The following is a 20458-nucleotide window of genomic DNA, read 5'->3' as shown; positions in this document are numbered from 1 at the left end:
CTTCATGTCGGCTCAGAGGTCCGCTCCAGCAAGCGGCGCAAATCGAATTGTATTGCGGTTTCCAAGAATGACGGTTCACGCTCAACAAGCGGGCCGCGTACATAACGCGGCGCATGGGCGAGACCGCCGGTGACCGAAACGATGGCGAGAATGAACTTCTCCGGCTCATGCAGGGAGGTGATGACCTCCTGCCGCGTGACCATCACGCTGTCTGCGCCGTCGATGCGCCCCTTGACCTCTATGAAGCGCAGATGCCCCGATTTCCGATCGTGGGAAGCGATGTCGTAACCGATTTTCTGGGCAGAGACGTCGGCCGGCTCATTCCCGAGCGCCCGCTCGGCCGCCATGACGGCTTCCATCGCCGCAAGCTCGATCCGACGGCGTGCTTCTGGATCTTCGGAGAAGTGGCTCGGAACCCCCACCGCCGTGTCCGGTACTTGGCGTGCCTCGAGCAGGCCCCGCGGGATGACGACCATACCGCCCCGCACTCGCGGCGGCTGCGATGAGATGAACCGCTCTCGCTCGAGTTGGTCCATGCGGCGCTTCTGCCGGTCCGCCAAGTCTTCTGCCCGGCGCTGGGCGTTCTGCCAGTTCACCCGCGTCTTCTTGCCGGCCCGCTCCTCTTCCTTCAGCTCGAAGGCGCGCGAGTCCCAGTAGTTGATCTCCTTTTTGAGCCGCGCGCGAACCTCCTGCTCGACCTTCTCGATCTCGGGCAGGCGCCGCGCCTTGACCTCGGCGACATGGCCCTGGGCCAACTCGACCGTCGCAAAACGGATCGCGGCCTTCTCCAGATCTGTGGTCAGCCAGCTCTCGTCCAGCAGGTCACGCACGCTGGCGACCTCCTCCGGCTTAGCGGGTCGCAGATTCAAATGCGGCGCGATGCCGGCGTTGACGGTGTTCCCGGCCTTATCGATTGCGGCGAACTGGAGCCGTTGCGAAATCACATGCGGCTTGCCCACGCTGGTGACGCGGCCGTCTTGGACGGTGTGCTCCAGCAGAAAGATCGCCGACAGCGCGTCGCCGGCGTCGGTATCGTCCACCAGGATCGCGCCCTGCCGCATGATCTGCTCATACTGCTCGCGGATCAGGCTGATCACAGCTTCGAGCAGCGGATGGCCGGGGCAGACGAAGGCCGCGACCGGCTGCTGGTTGATCTTGTCCTTCTCGAAGCAGATGCGCTCATATTGCGTCTGGAGCGGCGCGCCGGTCCCGATCTGACGATCCCGCTCGCGAATACGCGCGGGCACATGGGTGACCTCCCAGCGCCCTTCCTCGCGGCGCTTGATCCGGCCGCCCAGATGCAGGAACGCCTCGACGAAGAAGCTCTGGATGTGGTGCGGCTGAAGACGCAGCGCCTCGGCGCGCTCCATTTCAAGCCGCAGTTCCTCGACCCTGGCTTCCGGCATGGTGTCATTGGTCAGTGCACGGCGGCGCAGCAACTCAAGCAGGTTCGCCTGATCGACGGCGCCATCGACCTGTTGGAACAAGCGCGCTTTGACCTCTTCCTTCTCGCCATACTGGATCGCTTCGAACAGCAAATCCTTGAGCGCCACACCGTCGAACAACTCGCCGAGCACGTCATAGACCCGGCCGCCCAACGCCTCGCGCGCCGCTTCCAGCTTTTCGAGAAGCCGGGCATAAACCTCGCCCTCGCGCGTATCGGCCGCGACGAGATTCCAGAGATGGCAAACCTCGGTCTGGCCGATACGGTGGATGCGGCCGAATCGCTGCTCAATCTTGTTCGGGTTCCATGGCAGATCGTAATTGACCATGAGGTGGCCACGCTGAAGGTTCACGCCTTCGCCGGCCGCGTCGTTGGCAATCAGGACCAGCATGTCCTTGTCCTGCATGAAGCGTTCAACGACCTTGCGACGCTCTTCGCGCGACACGCCGCCGTGGATCACTTCAACGGCTTCGGGATTGCCGAGCCGCGCCCGCACCTTGTCGAGGAGGTAGTGGAGCGTATCCTTGGGCTCCGTGAAGATGATCAGCTTGCGGCGATTGCCAGCGGCATCGATCATGAGATCGTCGTCGAGGATGCGATTGAGCTGGCTCCACTTCGTATCCACGCCCGAGCGCAGCACACCGAGCGCCATCGTTTCCAGGCCCTTCAGCGTCTCCACCTCCAGGGCCAGTTGCTCAACGGTCTCGGCCGTCGTCGCGCCTGTCGAGATCAGATCCTCAAGTTCGTCGATCTCCTCCTGACCATATTCCTCGATGTTGCGCAGCATGTCGGCGTTGACCGCCGGTTCACCCATGCCGGCCCTGCGACCTTTGGCGGCAAGGCGCGCCTCGCCCAGTTCGCCCTCCAGCCGCTCGCGGCGACGCTTGAGGGACTGGTAGATGGCGGCCGGCGAAGACGCGAGACGTCGCTGGAGTATCTGCAAGGCGAAGCCGACATTGTTGCGCTTCTTCCCATCACCCTCCGCGAACCGCTGCACGCGGTTCATTTCGGTGCGCACATACTCGGTGACGGCGGTGTAGAGCGCAGCCTCCCCTTCCGAGAGCTGATATTTGACGGTGCGTGCCCGCCGTTCGGGGAAGAGCGGCCGGCCATCGAACTTCAGCAATTCCTCCTTGGTCAGCCGCCGCATCATATCTTCGGTGTCTGCATAGTGGACGCCATCTCGGAAGCGACCTTCGAACCGATCGCCATCGAGCAGCGCCATGAAAAGCTGGAAATCCTCCTCCTTGCCGTTGTGTGGCGTCGCCGACATGAGCAGCAGGTGTCGGCAGACCTGGCCGAGCTTCTGACCGACCTGATAGCGGCGGGTATATTTGACCTCGCCGCCGAAATAGGTGGCCGACATGCGATGCGCTTCGTCGCAGATGATCAGATCCCACTCGCGCGCGCTCATGAGCTTCTCCTGAAGCTCCTCGTTGCGCGCAAGCACATCAAGACGGACGATCAACCGATCCCGATCGCTGAACGGGTTGCCCGAACGCGAATTCTCAATCATGTCGCGGGAGAGGATGTCGAATTCGAGATTGAACTTCTGGCCGAGTTCGTCCTGCCATTGTTCGACCAGGCTGCCCGGAGCGACGACGAGGCAGCGTTCAAGATCGCTGCGAGCGATCAGTTCCTTCATCAGCAGCCCGGCCATGATCGTCTTGCCGGCGCCGGGATCGTCGGCAAGGAGGAAGCGAAGCGGCTGACGCGGCAGCATTTCGCCATAGACGGCCGAAATCTGGTGCGGCAGCGGATCGACCAAGCTCGTATGGATCGCCAGATACGGGTCGAAATAATGCGCCAGCTTGATGCGGTTGGCCTCCGTCACCAGGCGCAACAGCGCGCCATCGGCGTCAAACGACCAGGGCCGTCCGTTCTGCTCGACTTCAAGACGATGTTCGTCGTCCCGGTAAAGAATAGCCTCGGCTATTGCGCCATTGTGATCGCGGTAAACGACGCTGATCGCTTGATCGCCGATCCAGTCGACCGAAACGACATGCACGGCCTGCGCCGAGGCCACGCCCCGCACGGATGCGCCGTTCTTTACCTCCTCAAGCCGTGCCGCCATCAGTCGGCGCTCCCCCGTTCATTCATAGCTGAAACTCCGCCTTCTCAAGCGCGGCTTCAGTCTCTTTGCGGTTTATTGTCACGATATGCTGAGTATGGGCACTCTGTTTTGCCGCGTCACCAAGCAACCCCAGACGCTTCAGAACATAGAAGAGCATCGCGTACCGGACTGTGAGTACGCCATTGCCGTGATCGAGCCCGTAATCCTTGGCCACGACCTTCTTCTGACTAGCCGTGAGCGCGGGATGCGGCCCGATAATGACATCGAAATAGTTGTTCCAGAGCCAGTCCTGCTCACCAGCCACGCCCGACTCGCCCTTCGCACCAGCCTCCAGAACACGCGGCAACAGGAAATCCTTGAACTTGTGCTCAAGGTGGCAATAGGCCCGGGCGTGCCAGCGGAAGCCATCATAGCCGAAAGCGTGAGGCGTGATCCGGCGCCAGATCGGGTCCGGCCGCGCCTGGTTCATCGACTGATAGAAAATGTCTAGGGAGACGCCCTCGCGGCTGGCATCGAGGATCTTGCGCAGAACCTTGATGTCAATGTCCCGCCGAGGGGTCAGTGCGACATCTGCCCTCGGAAGCTCCGAAATCCACGAATCGTGCGCGGGCACAGCGCCTTCGGCAACCGAGCGAAGTTGCGAGAGATAGACGTAGGGGTCTGGCTCCACAAAACGCAGAACGAACTGCTCGGCGGCGACATAGCGCTTGGCGCGAGTGTCATATTCCATGTTTCCAGGCGCCCGCTCCTGATAGAGCGTCAAGTCCTTCGATGCCTGCGGAACCGACACACCGAATACCTCTACGAGGTCGGCACGATTGATCGAGCCCTCCCAGAACAGCCGGAACTCGATGAATTCGAGCCGGCGCTCCACACCCCATTTCAACGCCGTGGCGCCTTCGACCATTACACTTCGCCTCCAAATCGCACATGCGGATAAAAAGTATATGGACAAGCCGCCGCGATCCGTATAACTATTATTCGCATCAGGCCCGCTCGTCAATGGTGGCGAGCGCGAAATTCGTGAGGAACGGCAATGCCCAAGCGTAGTCCAAACCGCGAAGTGACCAGCAAGAAAGCGGCAAGCGCCGCATCGAAGGTTCTGCGGGATCCCAAGAGCAGCAAGGCGGCCAAAAGCGCGGCAGCCTCGGCGCTGACGCAGCGCCCGAACAAGAAGTAGTCCGGAAAGGGGGGAATGGCGATGACAGCCGCGAGTCGATCCACTCTTGTCATTCATGGTCGCCTCGCGATGCGGGAGGCCCGTCTCGCGGCCGCCCGCAGCGGTCGCCACGGCCTCCAAATCATGTCCTTCGAGCAAGCCGCCGTGCGACTCGCGGGTGGATTCGCCCGACCGATCGATGAGGAAAGCCTGCGCGCGGCGATCCAGGCGGTCCTTCCCGCCACGCCGATGGGTGAGCTGGAAAGCATCAAGATGCTGCCGGGCATGATCGGCGCGGCCGCAGACACGCTGCATAAGGCCTGGCGCTCCGGCATTGATTTGGCTGCGCGGTCGACCGGTCACCCGCGTCTCGACGCCATCGCCCGCCTGGAGGCATCCGTTCTCGTTCAGCTTCCCGACGGCATGATGCGTCCGGTCGATATTGTCGCCGCAGCCAGCAGCCGTATCGCCCATGCGCCGGCTATTATCGGCTCGATGGAAATCGTCGGGCTGACCGAGCTGTCTCCGTGCTGGCGTCCCCTGGTGAAGGAACTCGCTGCGCTGATTCCGGTGCAATGGACGGCAGGTCCACGTTCCGTCCCGGACTGGCTCGGCGATAGCGGCGTCATTGTCGTGCAGACCAAGGCCAAAGGGCCGACGGTGAGTTCCGTCAGCGCCGCGACCGCCTATCATGAAGCCATTGAGGCCATGCGCTGGGCGCGCGCGTTGCTTACGTCGGGCGTCTCGCCTTCCGACATCGCGATCGCCACGGCGTCGCCAGCCGACTATGACGACCATTTCCTGGCGCTGCGCGCCGACGCCAATATCGACCTGCATTTCGTTCACGGCGTCCGGACCGCCACGACCCGCGAAGGACAAGCAGCCGCAGCGCTTGCCGACATCGTCGTGCGCGGTCTCTCGCAATCGCGCCTGCGCCGCCTTGCGGCCCTGTGCCGGGATTCGGCGCCATTGGCCTCGCTTCCTGATGGTTGGTTGCGCGTCCTCCCGAGCGATGCGCCGTTGTCCACGTCTACGGCCTGGAACCGCCTGCTGACTCGCCTCAAGCCGGACAATTGGCCCGATAGCGTGAACCATGTCCCCGAGTTGCGCACGGCGGTCGACCTGCTGGCGAAGGGACCGGACGCGGCGCAGGAGATCGGTGAAGCCTTCCTCAAGGGCCGAGCCCTGTCGATCTGGCGCAAGGCGCTGCTCGCCGGGCCGGCCGCCTCGATCGATGTCACGCTCGAAACGCTGAAACAGGATGACGGGCTGGAAGCATGTGTCTCGGTCGCCTGGATGCCGGCCAGTGCGCTCGCGGCATCGCCTCGCCGTTTCGTCCGCCTGATCGGCCTCAACTCCTCGCGCTGGCCACGCGGGATTTCCGAGGACCGGCTGATCCCGGACCACATTATCCCGACCATCGAGCTCGACCCGCTTCCCGTCAGCCTGGCCGACCGTCGCGACTTCGAGACGATCCTCGCGACCACCTCCGGCGAGGTGCTCCTGTCACGCGCGCGGCGCGATAGCGACGGCCGGTTGCTCGGCCGGAGCCCGTTGCTCGCCGGCCATGGCAACGAAACTTATCTGCGCCGCAACGCGATCCCCACGCGTGCCTTCAGCGAAACCGATCGGCTTATGGCCCGGCCGCGGGAGTTCGCCGCTGATCCCCAGGCGGCCAGCGCACGCACTTGCTGGAGCGACTGGCGCCGAGCCGACGTCACGCCCCACGATGGCCTCGTGCGGCCCGATCATCCGCTTATTCTCGCGATCCTCGCGCGGACCCAGTCGGCCAGCTCGCTCAAGACATTGCTCCGCAGCCCGCTCGGCTTCCTCTGGCGCTACGCTTTCGGTTGGAAGACCCCGCAAAGCAGCGCCGAGCCCCTTGTGCTCGACGCACTTGCGGCAGGTGATCTCATCCATCTGGTGCTTGATCGCGCCTTGCGGAATCTGGAATCGACCGGAGGACTCGCTTCCGCCAATGCGGCGGCCATCGACGCAGCCGTGGCCGAAGCTGCGGACGCAGTAGCTGCCGAATGGGAAAGCGAGCGGCCAGTTCCGCCCAATGTCATTTGGGGCCGGACGCTTGGCGACGCACGCCTTCTCTCCAGTCAGGCTCTCACCTCCGGCGACGACCATCTGCCCGGCAGCCGCTCCTATGGCGAAGTACCCTTCGGCGGGTCCGAACCCAAGTCGCACGCGGAACTTCCCTGGGATGCGAGCCTGCCCGTGACGATCCCGGACACGGGCTTCCAGATTGCGGGCTACATCGACCGGCTCGACATTGCCGGTGACGGTAGCCGGGCACTCGTTCGCGACTACAAGACCGGCCGGCCGCCAAAGAGCGACATCCGCCTGAACGGCGGGCGCGAACTTCAGCGCTGTCTTTATGCCTTCGCTGTCAAGGCACTCTTGGGCGATCACGTCGCGATCAGCGCCTCGCTGCTCTACCCGCGCGAACCACTGGACCTTCAGCTCGATGATCCCGCAGCCGTGCTGGCCGAGATCACGGGTTATCTGAAGGCGGCGCGAATTGCATTGTCGAGCGGCGCCGCGCTGCCGGGTCCGGATACGGGCGGCGACTATGACGATCTCGCCTTTGCCCTGCCGGCGAATGCCAGCGCCACATATTGCAAACGTAAACAAACCGCCGCGACCGAGCGGCTCGGCGATGTCGCTCAGGTCTGGGAGGCGGAATGATGAACATGATGTCGATGACTCTCAAGGATGATGGCGCCCGCCGCGACGCAATCAGCCATCACCATCGTTCCATCCTCGTCGAGGCCGGTGCAGGGTCCGGCAAGACCGCTGTCATGGCCGGGCGCATAGCCGTCATGCTGGCGCAGGGCGTTGCACCACGCGCAATCGCCGCAGTCACCTTCACCGAACTGGCGGCGAGTGAGCTCCTCGCGCGCGTCCGGGATTTCGTCGCCGACCTCGCCGCGGGCCACATCGCGCCCGAGCTTGCAGTGGGTCTGCCCGACGGGCTTTCGCAGGCGCAGCGCGATAATCTGATCGCGGCGACCGCCGCGCTTGACGAGATCACCTGTTCAACCATCCACGGTTTCTGTCAGCGCCTGATCAAGCCCTATCCCGCCGAGGCCGATATCGATCCGGGTGCGGCCGTCATGGACCGCAACCAAGCCGATCTCGCCTTTCTCGAAATCGTCGATGGTTGGCTACGCGAGCGCCTGTCCGGTGGGCATGGCGGCATCCTGGCCGAGATGGTGCTGCACAGCCCCGGCGAGACTGTGGCGCTGATGCACAAGATCGCAGAAGCGCTCCGCCGCCGCAGGGGCCTCGCGGCGCCAGCAGTGACACCGCTGGCCGATCATCTGCAGGCATTCCGGCAGGTGGCAGACGACCTTGCCGCCTTCATGCGTGCCGCAGGTGCCAGCGAACCGGAAACGGAAGTCTTCGCGGTACGGTTCTCCGAAATGGCAACGGCGCTGCCGACCGCCGCAGAAGCCGCCACACCCGCAGGCCTGGTTGGATTGCTGGTCTCGCGTCCCCATCCTGATCTCTGCACCAAGGCCGGAACCTTTTCCTCCTACCGGAAGAAGGGCAAGTGGGCGACTGCCGCCAAGCAGGCGGGTCTGTCCAAAGCTGACGGCGAGCGACTGAACGATACCGCTCAAGCTCTTTTCGAAGCGTGCTGCTCGGCCTGGGACGCCCTCCTTCAGGCAGCTTCCGGTCGGGTTCTCGCGGCGCTGATCGATGAGGCTCGGCCGATCCTGGACCGCTATCACGAGCACAAGCGCGCCAGCGCCCAGCTTGACTTCGACGACCTCATCTATGCCGCTCGCGATCTGCTGCGCGATCATGAGGCTGTGCGGCAGGCTCTTGGCCAGCGGTACGCGAAGGTGCTCGTCGACGAGTTTCAGGACACCGATCCGCTGCAGGCTGAGATCTTCTGGCGCCTGTGCGGCGAACCCGGAGACGATCCGCAGGATTGGACCAGCTTCCGGATTCGACCGGGCGCGCTCTTCCTCGTGGGCGACCCCAAGCAAGCCGTGTACCGATTCCGCGGCGCCGATGTCGGCGCCTATGTCCAGGCTCGCACTGCCTTCGAGGCGCAGGATGCCGATGGCTTCATGTCGATCTCGACCAATTTCCGCTCCTGCGCCTCGATCCTCACCTTCGTCAACGAGCGTTTCGAGGCGATCCTGTCGGCGGATGGCCAGCCCGGATTCACGGCGCTCGATCCCTTCCACGACGATCGCGGTGAAGGCGTCTGCGTAGCCGCGATCGACATCGCCGTCGCCGATGAGAACGGCAAGGCCAGCGCCGAGCGGCAGCGTGACGCCGAAGCCGATGCCGTGGCTGACCTGTGCGCCCGGCTGATCGGCAGCCATCCGGTTCTGGATCGCAAAGCCGGTGCGGAACGCCCCTGCCAGCCGGGCGACATTGCCCTCCTTGCGCCCACCGGCGCGGACCTGTGGCGCTATGAGGAAGCCCTTGAACGGCGCGGCATTCCGGTGGCGACACAGGCCGGCAAGGGCCTGTTCCGCCGGCAGGAGGTTCAAGACCTTATTGCGCTGACCCGGGTGCTGGCCGACCGCCGTGACACCCTGGCGCTCGGCGCGCTTCTTCGCGGCCCACTGGTTGGGCTCAGCGAGGAGGAACTGCTGGACATCGTCTGGGCGCTTCCCCGGTCCGAGGACGAGCCCGACCGAATTCCTCGCCTCGACCTTGGCGTCGACCTGGCGGCAATCGGCCATCCGCTTGCGCGCGATGTCGTCGAGAAGCTGCAGGCGCTCTATCGACGCGGCAACAGCACGACTCCGCACGAACTGCTTTCGCAAGCCGTGGATGTCCTGCGGTTGCGTCCCATTCTGCTCGACCGCCATCGCGGTCAGTCCGAGCGCGCGCTCGCCAATGTCGATCTCTATCTCAGCCTCTCGACCAGCTATTCGGTGCGTGGCCTGCGGGCCTTCTCGGAGGCGATGACGGCGGCCTGGACCGATGAGGCGCGCGCAGTTGAGGGCCGGCCGGACGCGCAGGAAGAAGCCGTCGCGCTCTTCACAATGCACGCCGCCAAAGGTCTCGAATGGCCGGTGGTCATTCCCATTAACACCATGACCGGCGTGATGGCGCCCGACAACGCGGTGATCGATCGCCAGACCGACACCTTCTATTGCCCGGTCCTCGGCGTCGTGCCGTCCGGCTATGACGTTGTGCGTGAGGCCGAAAAGGATGAACTGGACCGCGAACGCGTCCGCCTCTGGTATGTCGCGGCGACACGCGCCCGGGAACTGCTGATTCTGCCGCGGCTCGATGTTGCGCCCTCCAAGTCGGCCTGGATCGGTCTTGTCGATCTCTCCCTCACCGAGCTTCCCGCTTTCGATGCGTCGCACTTGCCACTCGATCCGATCGTCGCGGCCGGGAGCGCCAGCAACGATCAGACACGGGACAGTTTCGCCGCCGAGGCCAGCGCAATCGCCGATCGGCAGGTGCATTTGACCTGGCTGGCCCCTAGCCGCGACGAGAATGCGACCGGTACGGTGTTGATGGAGGAGGAAGCCGGCATCTGGGCCAGCTCGGACGACGAACCGCCCGCCGAGATCGAAACTCCCACCCCCGTGCAAGGGGGCCGCGAACGCGGACTCATCCTGCACAAGCTGATGGAAGAGGTCCTGACCGGCGAGACCGGTGACGACCTTACCGCGCTCGTTAGGCGCGCCGAGACTCTGATCCGCGCGCTCGGCAAAATCTCCGTCGCCGATCCGGCGGCAGGGCTCGCCCCGGAAGAACTCGCCGGCTGCGTCACGCGGACGCTGGCGCTACCGGAGATCGCGGCCCTGCGGCCCGCGCTGCTCGCCGAATTTCCGGTCTACGCTCTTCGCGGCGAAGACACCGAACTTGTCGCGACGGCGGGCATCGCCGATGCGCTGACGGTCAACCCCGATGGCCAGCCGGTCGTGGTCATCGACTGGAAGAGCGACGTGAACCCAGATCCGCGAACGCTCGATCACTATCGGGCGCAGGTGCGCGCCTATCTCGACATGACCGGCGCCGAACAGGGCCTGATCGTCCTGATGACGAGCGCAACGGTAATCATCGTCGCGCCCTCGCCGCAGACGATGGCCGCCTGACAGAGGACGCCCCGATGGCCACCCGCAAGCGCACCGCCAGTTCCAGCCAGGACGATCTCTTCAATCCCGAGGTCGAGCTCCTGCTGCCCCCTCGCCTTGCCATAGACGGCAAGGTGCTGGGGAGCCCCGTGCGCCAGTTGGCGGTTCCGGCGCTGCGCGTGCGCTGCAAACTGCGCCCTTTCGCGATCCGCCGCGTCACTGGCCATGAGGCCACCCTCAAATCGGGCGAAACGCTGAAGATTATCAGTACGAAAACGGCAACGCCGCTGGACGCCGATCTCATTCTCCTTGTGCCTGGCGCAACCGACGCTGCACGAATCGCAGAGGCGCTCGAACTGGGCGAAGGCCGCTGGATGAACGTGCAGCCGGCCAACATCGCCACGCTCGACAACGCCGCGCGGGCCGATCGGCTGGCCGCTGTCTCCGCCTCCTGGCGGGATGCGGTTTACTTGCGCGAAGGACGAGTCGCTGAGGCCGGCCAGCCGGCACGGCTCGGGCTGCGGCGTCCTCAGGTCGGGGCGCTTCACGCGGCACTCGCTCATGCGACGCGATCGACCGATCCGGCCACCATTGTCATGCCGACCGGCACTGGCAAGACCGAAACCATGCTCGCACTCAATGCCCACCAGAACTTCGAACGGCTGCTGGTGGTGGTGCCCACCGACGCCTTGCGCGAGCAGATCGCCGGCAAATTTGAGACCTTCGGCGTTCTCAGGCAACAGCAATGTCTCGCCGACGCAGCAGCCTTTCCGCTTGTCATGCGGCTGTCCCATATTCCGACGAGCCCGGCGGAGGTCGATGAAATCTTCGACAGCGCCAATGTCGTCGTCACCACCATGCAGATCGCCGGGCGCGCCGACGCACCCGTTCAGGAGCAGATGGCAGCACGCGCTTCGGCGCTCTTCATCGATGAGGCGCATCATATCGGCGCCCCAACCTGGGCTCGCTTCCGAGGCCTCTTTGTCGATCGGGAACCGCCCCTGCCCATCGTTCAGTTCACGGCCACCCCCTTCCGTGAGGACGGCAGGCGCGTCGACGGTGAGTTCATCTACACATATCCGCTCAAGAAGGCGCAGACCGAGGGCTATTTTAAGCCGATCCGTTTCGAGGCGGTGTTCGGGCTGGACCAGGCCGATGCCGATCTTGCGATTGCCGAGAAGCTCGGCGAAGTCCTGCAGGGCGATCTGGATGCGGATCTCAATCACCTTGCCATGGCACGCTGCCAGACGATCGACCGCGCCAAAGATCTCCACCAGCTCTATAGCGCGATGTTCCCCGAGTTCCGGCCGGTCATCGTTCACAGCCAGCAGTCGATCCGCGAGCGCCGCGCGAACCTCGCGGCGCTCAAGCGCTTCGACAGCCGGGTCATCATCTGCGTCGACATGCTGGGCGAAGGCTTCGATCTCCCGGAGCTGAAGATCGCTGCGCTGCACGATCCACACAAGAGCATCGCTGTCACCATCCAGTTCGTCGGCCGGTTCACCCGCCAGGACCCGCGCCTGGGCGATGCTACTGTCATCGCCAATACTGGCGTGGACGATATCGACCGGTCGCTCGCCAAGCTCTACGCGGAGGACGCCGATTGGAACGCGCTGGTCGAAGCGCTCAGCACCGCAAAAATCGATCGGCAGGTTCGGCGCGCCGAGATGTTCAAGGGCTTCGTCGGCGACCTCAGCGATATTCCGCTCCAGACGCTCGAACCGAAAATGAACGCGGTCGTCTACCGGACGTCTTGCGACGCCTGGGAACCGCTGCGCGCCGAAGACCTGTATAATCCCGGCGTCTATCTCGGCATGAAGGTCAATCCGCACCAGCGCGTCGCTATCTTCGTCACCCGCTCGGAGGAGCAGGCGGGCTGGACGACCACTCAGCACGCCATCAACGTCATCTGGGATCTGCACATGATACACTGGGATCCCGACCGGCAGCTCCTCTATATCAGCAGTTCTGCCAAAGGCCCCTATGACCGGCTGGCCAAAGCTATATGTGGTGACACGGCGCGCCGCGTCGAGGGCGAGGAAGTCTTCCGCAGCCTGCACGGGTTCAACCGCCTCATCCTGCGCAATCTTGGTCTGACCCATCATCAGGGCCGCGGCGTTCGCTACTCCATGTACATGGGCGTTGATGTCGCCGATGGTCTCGATACCGCCAAGTCGCAGTCCCGCATCAAGAATAATGTCTTTGCGACCGGTTTTCTTGATGGCGTGCCCGCCTCGCGCGGCTGCTCGGCCAAGGGCAAATTCTGGTCGATCTCTCCGGTGCGCGATCTCACCGACTGGGTCGAATGGTGTGCGGATATCGGCAAGGCTGTGAACGATCCAGGGATCACCACCGATGGTGTTTTCAAGAGCGCCATGCGTCCCCGACAGATCAGCGATCGGCCCGCCGTGCCGCCGGTCGCGATCCATTGGCCGGAGTCGCTGCTGACGCAGATCGAGGACCGTGTAGAGATCAGCTTCGGCGACCGGGCTGTGCCATTCGCCGAATGCGATATCGAACTGCTCGATCATGAACGCACTGGACCGCTGCGTTTCTCGGTGCGGAGCGATGTTGATGTCGCCGAGTTCGAGATTGTTTTCGCGGAGGGCGGCGCCCGCTACCCGCAGCGCTCGGGACCAAAAGCGACTATCAAGGTCGGCGGCAAGGTGAAGACCCTGTCGGAATCCTTCGGCGACGATTCACCGCAGATCGATTTCGGGGACGGATCGCTTCTGATCTACAGCCACCTCTACGCCTTGCCCGATGGTGTTGCCATCGAACCCTACCCCTCGGATCAGATCGAGGTCTGGGACTGGTCCAAGACAAACATCCGTGCCGAGGCGCAAGGAACTGAAAAGCGCGCCGACTCGGTGCAGCGGCGTGTGATCGACGCGTTGTTGGCCGATGATCAAGCCTATGATCTCGTCTTCGACGACGACGGCGCCGGCGAAATCGCCGACGTGGTCACCCTTCGCGTGATGGAAGGCCTTGTGCAGGTGACCCTGCATCACTGCAAATATTCCAGCGCGGACACACCGGGAGCCCGCGTGAAGGATCTCTATGAGGTTTGCGGTCAGGCACAGAAATCCGCCCGATGGCGTGATCGCCCCCATCGCATGTTCACGCACATGCTGAAGCGGGAAAAGCTGCGTCTCGACAAGGGTCAGAGCTCGCGTTTCGAGCAAGGAACAGCCGCCTTTCTCAAGAAGCTGAAGGCAAGCTGGCAGGACTATCGCTACGAGTTCGACGTCAGGATCGTGCAGCCGGGCCTCTCCCGCACAGCCATCACCGAAGAAGGTCTGCACCTCTTGGCCGGTGTCGAAACCTATTTGATGGAGACACGCGCGATGAAGCTGCGGATCATCGGCAGCGCGTGATTGTCCATACGCGCCCTTGAGTCCAAGGCCTCCCCGTCAGGAGAGGCACACCCCTCACATTACTCCTGATCATCCCGGATCAGCGCTTGGAAGGATCGGCTCGGATGGTCTCGGATTAATCGCCATCGCTTCGGTCTCTGCCGCGAACACGTCCCCGCCGTTTAGAATTGATGCGTCAACGGTCGACCTCAGTCCGTTGCCGTTAGCCGGTACTGCGGCGGCCGCCCTCATCTGCTGACGCAAGCCCATCGCGGAAAGATCGAGGACAAGCGGTTGCAGCAGCTCGCGGGTCGCCTCGCCGCCCCGCGACAACACGTCAATGAAATCCTCCTGATTGGGCTGTCCAAGAGCGAGGCGATAGATCATACGCTGCTCTCGAAGCTGGGCGAAACGCACGACATCGCGTCCAAAGGGGCGCTCGAAGACATGGCGGCTGATTTCGGCGCCATCAAGCACCCACCAGGGACGAAGGCCGCTTGCATCGACGGAGCTCTCCGCATGCCCCTGTAAACACAGCCAGGGTGAACCGTCGCCCAGTGCGGAATCTCTCAGCACCTCGTCACGCAATGTTGCTGCGAGCCGCCGTCTGACCGCCAAGCCCGCATAACGCTGTATGCGCCCTTCCCGTTGCTCGAGATCAAGCGGGTTAGACGAAAGATCCCAGTGAACCACATGCGAACACCAGGGGTGAAAATCCAGTCCCTCCTGCCCCACGGACGTCGTCGCCAGAACGTGCGGCCAGAATGGCGTGTTGAAACTCCGGCGAACTTCATCGGGTCGGGCTGGAGCAGCTTGCGCCACGCCGCCCTCCACCTTGACGACGGGCTCGGTCTCAGCGTCACCGAACGGCACCGCGACGTGACAGCGCACCGGAATCTTTTGCGGCGGCCCGCCAATGCCATGAAAGCTGAAGCTGCCTGCCCGTAGGCCGAGCGACGATTGCAGATCCTTGACGAGGCCAGCAGCGCCTTCATGGAGATTTTGGGCGCGCAGCCAGCAATGCTCATCGAGAACACTCTCGAAGCCGCCATCCACCACCGCGCCCATGACTTGCTCAACCGCGCTTTTCCCCGCCAACGATGACAGGATCACTGGATTGTCGAGGTAGGCGCGCAGTCCCTGCCAACTGAGTTGAACCAGCTCCGGATAGCGTGTTGGGTCAAGAACTGTCGGGTCATGCCGCAACAACGCCCGACCGAGCGCGACGCCTGGCGCCCCGATCGCATAGTCCACGAGGTCCGAAAGCTCGATGGGAGAGAGCCGGTCGATCGGCTGCGCCTGGCGCCACTTTTGAACAGCCGACTGCGCGGCACGATCGTCACCGATCGCGCTGCGCCAGCCTGCGGCGGACAGTTCGGCGACACCGGCCATCCGTTCGATCGCCGCCAGCGTCATCGCAATCGATCTGTGCCGGCGTCTGGCCTTCACAGTATCCCGCTCAATGATGCCTCTGGGCAAGGCGGCGAGAATCTGCCGCCGGACCTCCTTGCGAACGACGCCGAGCGCCGCGCCGGCTTTCGCCAGCGGGTCCGTATTCCGGATCAGCCATGGCGATGGATGGAACGCCGCCATCACGGGTCCGGGAACGGCCGCCAACTTGAAGCGCCGCCGCCTATAGGCCTTCTCATAGCCGCCATGTTTCTTGGGGAGGCAGTGCGCTTCCACACCAAAGCTCAGAAGTGCAGCCACGCTGGGCGGAGTCGCTCGAAAGCGGCTGAACATCAGCAGCTTGGGGTCGGCCGCCGTGCTCTTCCAACCTCCGCCGAGTGGCCACCAAGGAAGCGACGGGGCGACCCAGGGGAGCGACAGCAGCTTCGGCGGGGCAACATTGCTAAGCGCGCGGAGCTTCGCGTCGGGCCATGCGGTTGGAGCATCGAGTTTGTTACGGCGATCGCGCGTCATCCGCGTGAGCTTCGGCGCTGCCTTGATCTTGGCGCGCTTCCAGGCCGCATAGCGAGGGCCAAGGGCCTGAGCCGGCAACGGAACCGAGGACCAATATGGCAACGCCTCATAGCGCATCGGCTCGGCGAAACTCTCCACGAGATGCCGGTAGACCTGAAAATCCTCGGGCGATGGGTCGGCATCAAGGAATTGCGTTGCGGCGAGCGGGTCGGCCGACGCCACACTATCCCGCTCCGTCCGCGACATCACGGGCGTCAGCAGTCCGCGAAGCTCATCCCTCAGCCTAGACGCTTCAGCAACCTCGCGCCCCAACTCTGGATGGTTCACATCGGAATGCGCCGCAATGTCACGCAACTTGTCGCCGAAATCGGCAAACAGCGTCTTGGCGCGCTCTCGAACATCGAGGCCGGCCAGGAACTCGATCAGGTCCAGAAGTTCCGTATGGGCGAGCGCACCGCGCGCCTCCTCCCATCTTGTGCTTAGGAGCCGATACGGCGTCGCACTGAGCAACAGGATCGCAGGTGGAACAAGCGAGCCCTCGGGTTCCAAAAGCGCTTGCAGAAGCGGATCGGCGTCCTTCTCGTCGAGAATTTGCCGGTAACGCTGAAACTCGTCGAGAACGACCAGATCAGGAGGCTGATGGCGCAGCGTTGCCAGCGCCAGAGCGCGTCGGAGGCGGCCAACAAAGGTGGTCGGTTTGAGCGCATTGACCTTTCTCTTCGTATCGCCCCGAACCGCCAGATCGAGCATCGCGCGTACCGGCTCACCGAATTCGGCCGCCAGGGCTTCGCGAAACCGTTGGCGAAGATGGGGCGGCGAAGCCGCGAATTTGCTCTCCGCATCCCTGACGGCCCAGTCCCACGAACCTCGCGCGCTGAGCCGCAATATGTCCGGGTCAAGATCGCGGGCAAACGCAGGATAGGTCTGCTCAAGCAACACCTTGAGGAACGCTCGCTCTTCCTTGCGTCCTCCCGTGAGACGCGCGCGCGCTCCCGGAAAGGACGTCGCGGGGGTCAAGGCGTAGATGAGAACGGGATTGTCCGGCTGCTTGGCGATCGCAATCAGCGAAAGTCGATCCGGAGTTGCAATTGCGGCCTTACGTTGGGAATCGCTCAGGAAGCCAACAACCCGGCCCTTGTTCTGATGCGAGACCGCGTGCCCATTGGCGATGTAGTAGATCACCAAAGGTCGATGGCCGTCCTCGGACATGCGGCGAGCCAGTTCCTTCGCCACGACCGTCTTTCCAAGGCCGACCTCATCGGCCACCAGAAAACGGCGGCGCCCGGTCAGATCCTCGAAGGCTGCGAGCGCCGCATTGACAGCAGCTTCCTGGAATGGCTTGGGCGCGCTCATCGGCGTCTGCCCTTGATCTCGGAAGCGCCAAGCCCACTTCGAACCTTGCCCCACAACGCTTCAAAGCGTCTCAACATCTCCGCGGTTTGCGGGTCTTCCTGTCCGGCCTGCTCAAGCACGGCAGGCAGATATTGAGAGACTCGCCGCTCGATCTCGCGGAACTTGTCTGGATCGCGCGCCCATGCAGCCAACATCTCTTCCAAGGTCGGCAGCGATGCGTCCAGCGCCGGGTTCGCTAGCAAACCGGCGCGTTCCTGCGGCTCGTCATTCGTCCAGTCACCCTCGCCCTGCCGATCGTCCTCGGCAAGCAATCCGGCCACCCAGAGAAGAAACCCTCTGGCTCCGAGAAAACGCACGAATGCGGCGCGGTCGCGATCCTCCCCGAAAGGCGGCTCGGCCGGCGCGCGTTGCAGCCACGAAAGCCCCTTGTCACCACGGCTGACCCGCAACCGCACGAACTCGCTTCGTTCCGCGGGAGCGACAGGCCCCAGAAGCATGTCAGGTTGCTGTGCCGGCCAGACCAGAAGATCGCCGTGAAGCGCGCCGACTTCCAGCAGGATGTCAGCGTCATTGGGATGCGGTCCACCAGGATGAAGATCGGAACGATGAGTGAGGCGCATCCCTTCGTTGTCGATGCTGAGTTCTGCCGCCCAGCGCGCCGCCACTTGGGCGCGCGCGCGTTCGAGCGCCTCCTCTTCCAGCGTCGCCGCATCGGGCGAATGCTCCACGCCAGGTGCTTCAACAGGACGCGCTGAGCCGAGAAGCGCCTTCAGACCTTTCTCGACGGACTCGGAAACCTCCAGCTCGGCCGTCACCTCGGCGTTGCGTCCGGTCCAGGCGCGCAGCGTCGCGTTCGCGCTTCCGAGCCATAGTGTCCGCTTGCGCCCAGAACGCATGAACAACAGCTTGGCATGAAGGCCGCGGCCGACTTCCTCTTCCTCATCGCCGGCCGCGCCGGCATCAACCGGCAACGCGGCGAGCTGTGATGCGGGTTCGGGATCGCCAATGGGATAGTCGGGCGCATCGAGCGCGCGCAGATCGTCAAACGCCGCCAGCGAGGGGCCGATCCGCTCGATCTCCCGCATTGTCGTCAGCAGCACGCTTCGCGCCGGCCTCGCTCCCTTCGGTATCTGCCGGGCGAGGAAATTCTTGTCGATGAAGGGGCTCACCACCACGACCTCGTCCGTCCCCGCCGGCGGAACAGGAACCGCCTGGTCTCCCGTTCCGGCCGACCAGCGAATCCGTTCGACGCGCACGCCTGCTGGCGCCCGCCAGGCCACCTTCGCAATCGTCGCTGCAAGGGAAGCGGAACGCACCCCTTTGAGCGTGGCCCTGTCAGCCAGCCCGCGCGCCAGCTCTTCCGCGCCGGGAATCGGGGCGCCACCCCTGGCAGCGGAAACAAGCAGCAGCCCGATGTCGCGGTTCACGCATTCGGTGAGATTTCGGCTCCCGATCCAGAGCCGCCAGCCGATCTCGCCGTCCATGCTGCGCGTTTGCACCAGGGCGGCCTTGGGGTGCCAGCTATGGGTCGCCTCATCGAAATCGACTTCGCGCACGAACTGATCCAGCACGGCCGCGATGCGCGGGGTCCGGCGCATTTTCGCAAGCCGTCCGCGCTGAATGACAATGCGCACTTTGCCGCGCAGCCGCTCGACCGCATCGGCGAAATCAGACGGGCTGCCTCGGCCCGCATCTGTGTCCTTGCCTGCCAGAGCGAGCAAGGTCGCACCGATCGATCCGAGATCCGCCGAATAGGACGCCAGCAGGGCCAGCTCGACGCTCTCATCCGGACCGGGACGCAACCCCTCAAGGAACGAGAGCGCCGGCCAGCTATCGACCGCCCCGCTCATTCGGCGTCCGCCAGATCGTCAAGGAGCGTGCTGACTTGCCCCCATCTATAGTGGAGCGGCCCGGCGAGACCATGTTCGTCTGTCAACCATTCGAAGCGTCGATCCCGTCCATTGACAGTCAAAGCAAGCCGCGCGCGCGGCCCCTTGCGGGCTTCAGCAGCCGCATAGACGTCGAAAAGCGGAGCGGGATTCTGCGATTTCGACGCTATCCAGTCCTTCGTGGCTCTCAGTACGGCACGCAATTTGGACGGCAGCGCACCGATGTCCGTCTCAAGCGCATCGACATCGAGCTTGGCCGCGATGGAACCGTGCTCTTCGATGATCGCGGCGAGATGGTCACGATGCCGGGTCGATATCTCCCGCTTGTCTTCTGTCTCGACGACACGTTCCAGAAGCCCGTCATAGATGGCACGCCCTACGCCCGCGAGACTTGCAGCCTGCCGTGCCCTTGCAAGCGCGGCCTGATCGGGACCAGCGACCGCGCGAACCTCGTCACCCCACATCTCTGATGGCGCCGCAGCCTCGGTCCGGACCAGTCTCGCAAGTAGGGACAGCTCATGGCTACCATTGTGGCGCAACTGAATGAGCCGCTCACGCAGGAATGCCGCTTCCGCGGCCGCCATCCGAAGCGTGATGTGGCCGCCACTCCAATTGTCCGGTCGATCGGGAAGCGGCACGAACGGCGGGTCGAAACTGACAAGCGGATGACCATCGTCGTCGCTAGCCGAACCCGCGCTCTTCAGCAGCCTGTGTGCCTGCGCACGCGAGATGGTCCGTCCATCCAGGCGTGGTCGCAATATTCCCCAAACGGCGAGTGCATTCCAATACACGGTCGATGGTGGCTGGCTCGACGGCTTGGGAAACACGCGCCCCCCGATCACCTGGGATTCGCCCGCGTCCCTGAGCCGGCCGGCAAGCTCTCTTTGGCGTTCGCGCAAAGCGCGCTCGGCAGCCGGTCCGGTCAGGCCCGCCAGATCCTCGAACAGCCAGGGCACGAAGAGCGCGTAGCGGGCGCGTGTGTGCAGCACCGATGTGCCCGGAAAGAAGCGGTCGGCATAACGCTGGTGGATCGTCAGAAAGCCGATCTCGTCGCGCACGCCCATGGACTCTTCGTCCATCTGCGCCTTGGCTCGCGCCAGCGCCTCGCGCGACAGATAGGTCCATCCCAAAGCCGGCTCGATCGGCGGGCTGCGCCTTGTACGGAGCGATTTTGCCGATTGATGCACCG

9 protein-coding genes are annotated in these 20458 nt (G+C 63.9%); 4 read left to right on the top strand and 5 right to left on the bottom strand.

Translation table 11 applies throughout. The annotated features are described in order from the left end of the window. Positions 1 to 2: 2 nt before the first annotated feature. Together AC1Z3V_RS25665 and AC1Z3V_RS25660 are read right to left on the bottom strand one after the other, a co-directional pair. Positions 3 to 3518 carry a protein NO VEIN domain-containing protein gene (locus AC1Z3V_RS25665; RefSeq protein ID WP_483502465.1) on the bottom strand — a complete coding sequence of 1172 codons (3516 nt, stop codon included), beginning with the start codon at positions 3516 to 3518 and terminating at the stop codon, positions 3 to 5. Between the two features lie 22 nt (positions 3519 to 3540). After that, positions 3541 to 4425, bottom strand: coding sequence for a BrxR family helix-turn-helix transcriptional regulator (locus AC1Z3V_RS25660; RefSeq protein WP_483502463.1), 885 nt, complete (start codon positions 4423 to 4425; stop codon positions 3541 to 3543). A 129-nt stretch (positions 4426 to 4554) separates the two neighbouring features. On the opposite strand from AC1Z3V_RS25660, the gene AC1Z3V_RS25655 reads away from it, so the two are divergent. Genes AC1Z3V_RS25655 through AC1Z3V_RS25640 form a run of 4 tightly spaced genes read left to right on the top strand, consistent with a single transcriptional unit; the run spans position 4555 to position 14125 of the window. Then, positions 4555 to 4698 carry a hypothetical protein gene (locus AC1Z3V_RS25655; RefSeq protein ID WP_004434301.1) on the top strand — a complete coding sequence of 48 codons (144 nt, stop codon included), beginning with the start codon at positions 4555 to 4557 and terminating at the stop codon, positions 4696 to 4698. A 21-nt stretch (positions 4699 to 4719) separates the two neighbouring features. Further along, positions 4720 to 7374, top strand: coding sequence for a PD-(D/E)XK nuclease family protein (locus tag AC1Z3V_RS25650; protein ID WP_483504148.1), 2655 nt, complete (start codon positions 4720 to 4722; stop codon positions 7372 to 7374). Beyond that, on the top strand, positions 7374 to 10769 hold the full coding sequence (locus AC1Z3V_RS25645) for a UvrD-helicase domain-containing protein (protein ID WP_483504147.1): 3396 nt from the start codon (positions 7374 to 7376) through the stop codon (positions 10767 to 10769). Before AC1Z3V_RS25650 ends, AC1Z3V_RS25645 begins: the two co-directional genes overlap by 1 nt. A gap of 14 nt (positions 10770 to 10783) precedes the next feature. Next, on the top strand, positions 10784 to 14125 hold the full coding sequence (locus AC1Z3V_RS25640) for a DEAD/DEAH box helicase (RefSeq protein WP_483502462.1): 3342 nt from the start codon (positions 10784 to 10786) through the stop codon (positions 14123 to 14125). Positions 14126 to 14194: 69 nt separating this feature from the next. Here the strand turns inward: AC1Z3V_RS25640 and AC1Z3V_RS25635 are convergent, their stop codons facing one another. From AC1Z3V_RS25635 to AC1Z3V_RS25625, 3 genes are read right to left on the bottom strand one after another with little or no spacing between them, the layout of a single operon-like run. Then, positions 14195 to 17380, bottom strand: coding sequence for a helicase-related protein (locus tag AC1Z3V_RS25635; RefSeq protein ID WP_483502461.1), 3186 nt, complete (start codon positions 17378 to 17380; stop codon positions 14195 to 14197). Continuing rightward, complete coding sequence (locus AC1Z3V_RS25630; protein ID WP_483502460.1) at positions 17377 to 19230, bottom strand: hypothetical protein; 1854 nt, start codon at positions 19228 to 19230, stop codon at positions 17377 to 17379. Before AC1Z3V_RS25630 ends, AC1Z3V_RS25635 begins: the two co-directional genes overlap by 4 nt. Next, positions 19227 to 20456: a DUF6361 family protein gene (locus tag AC1Z3V_RS25625; protein WP_483502459.1), complete on the bottom strand. Its 1230-nt coding sequence runs from the start codon at positions 20454 to 20456 to the stop codon at positions 19227 to 19229. The genes AC1Z3V_RS25630 and AC1Z3V_RS25625 overlap by 4 nt, the downstream gene beginning before the upstream one ends. Positions 20457 to 20458: the final 2 nt, after the last annotated feature.

Source organism: Ensifer sp. 38_S197 (assembly GCF_056924495.1).
This window is presented reverse-complemented; position numbering and strand designations above follow the sequence as displayed.

What these genes read in the sequence shown, in the direction of transcription:
- AC1Z3V_RS25635 (WP_483502461.1), bottom strand. Translation starts at nt 17,380, where the DNA reads ATGAGCGCGCCCAAGCCATTCCAGGAAGCTGCTGTCAATGCGGCGCTC.
- AC1Z3V_RS25645 (WP_483504147.1), top strand. Translation starts at nt 7,374, where the DNA reads ATGAACATGATGTCGATGACTCTCAAGGATGATGGCGCCCGCCGCGAC.
- AC1Z3V_RS25650 (WP_483504148.1), top strand. Translation starts at nt 4,720, where the DNA reads ATGACAGCCGCGAGTCGATCCACTCTTGTCATTCATGGTCGCCTCGCG.
- AC1Z3V_RS25640 (WP_483502462.1), top strand. Translation starts at nt 10,784, where the DNA reads ATGGCCACCCGCAAGCGCACCGCCAGTTCCAGCCAGGACGATCTCTTC.
- AC1Z3V_RS25665 (WP_483502465.1), bottom strand. Translation starts at nt 3,518, where the DNA reads ATGGCGGCACGGCTTGAGGAGGTAAAGAACGGCGCATCCGTGCGGGGC.
- AC1Z3V_RS25660 (WP_483502463.1), bottom strand. Translation starts at nt 4,425, where the DNA reads ATGGTCGAAGGCGCCACGGCGTTGAAATGGGGTGTGGAGCGCCGGCTC.
- AC1Z3V_RS25630 (WP_483502460.1), bottom strand. Translation starts at nt 19,230, where the DNA reads ATGAGCGGGGCGGTCGATAGCTGGCCGGCGCTCTCGTTCCTTGAGGGG.
- AC1Z3V_RS25655 (WP_004434301.1), top strand. Translation starts at nt 4,555, where the DNA reads ATGCCCAAGCGTAGTCCAAACCGCGAAGTGACCAGCAAGAAAGCGGCA.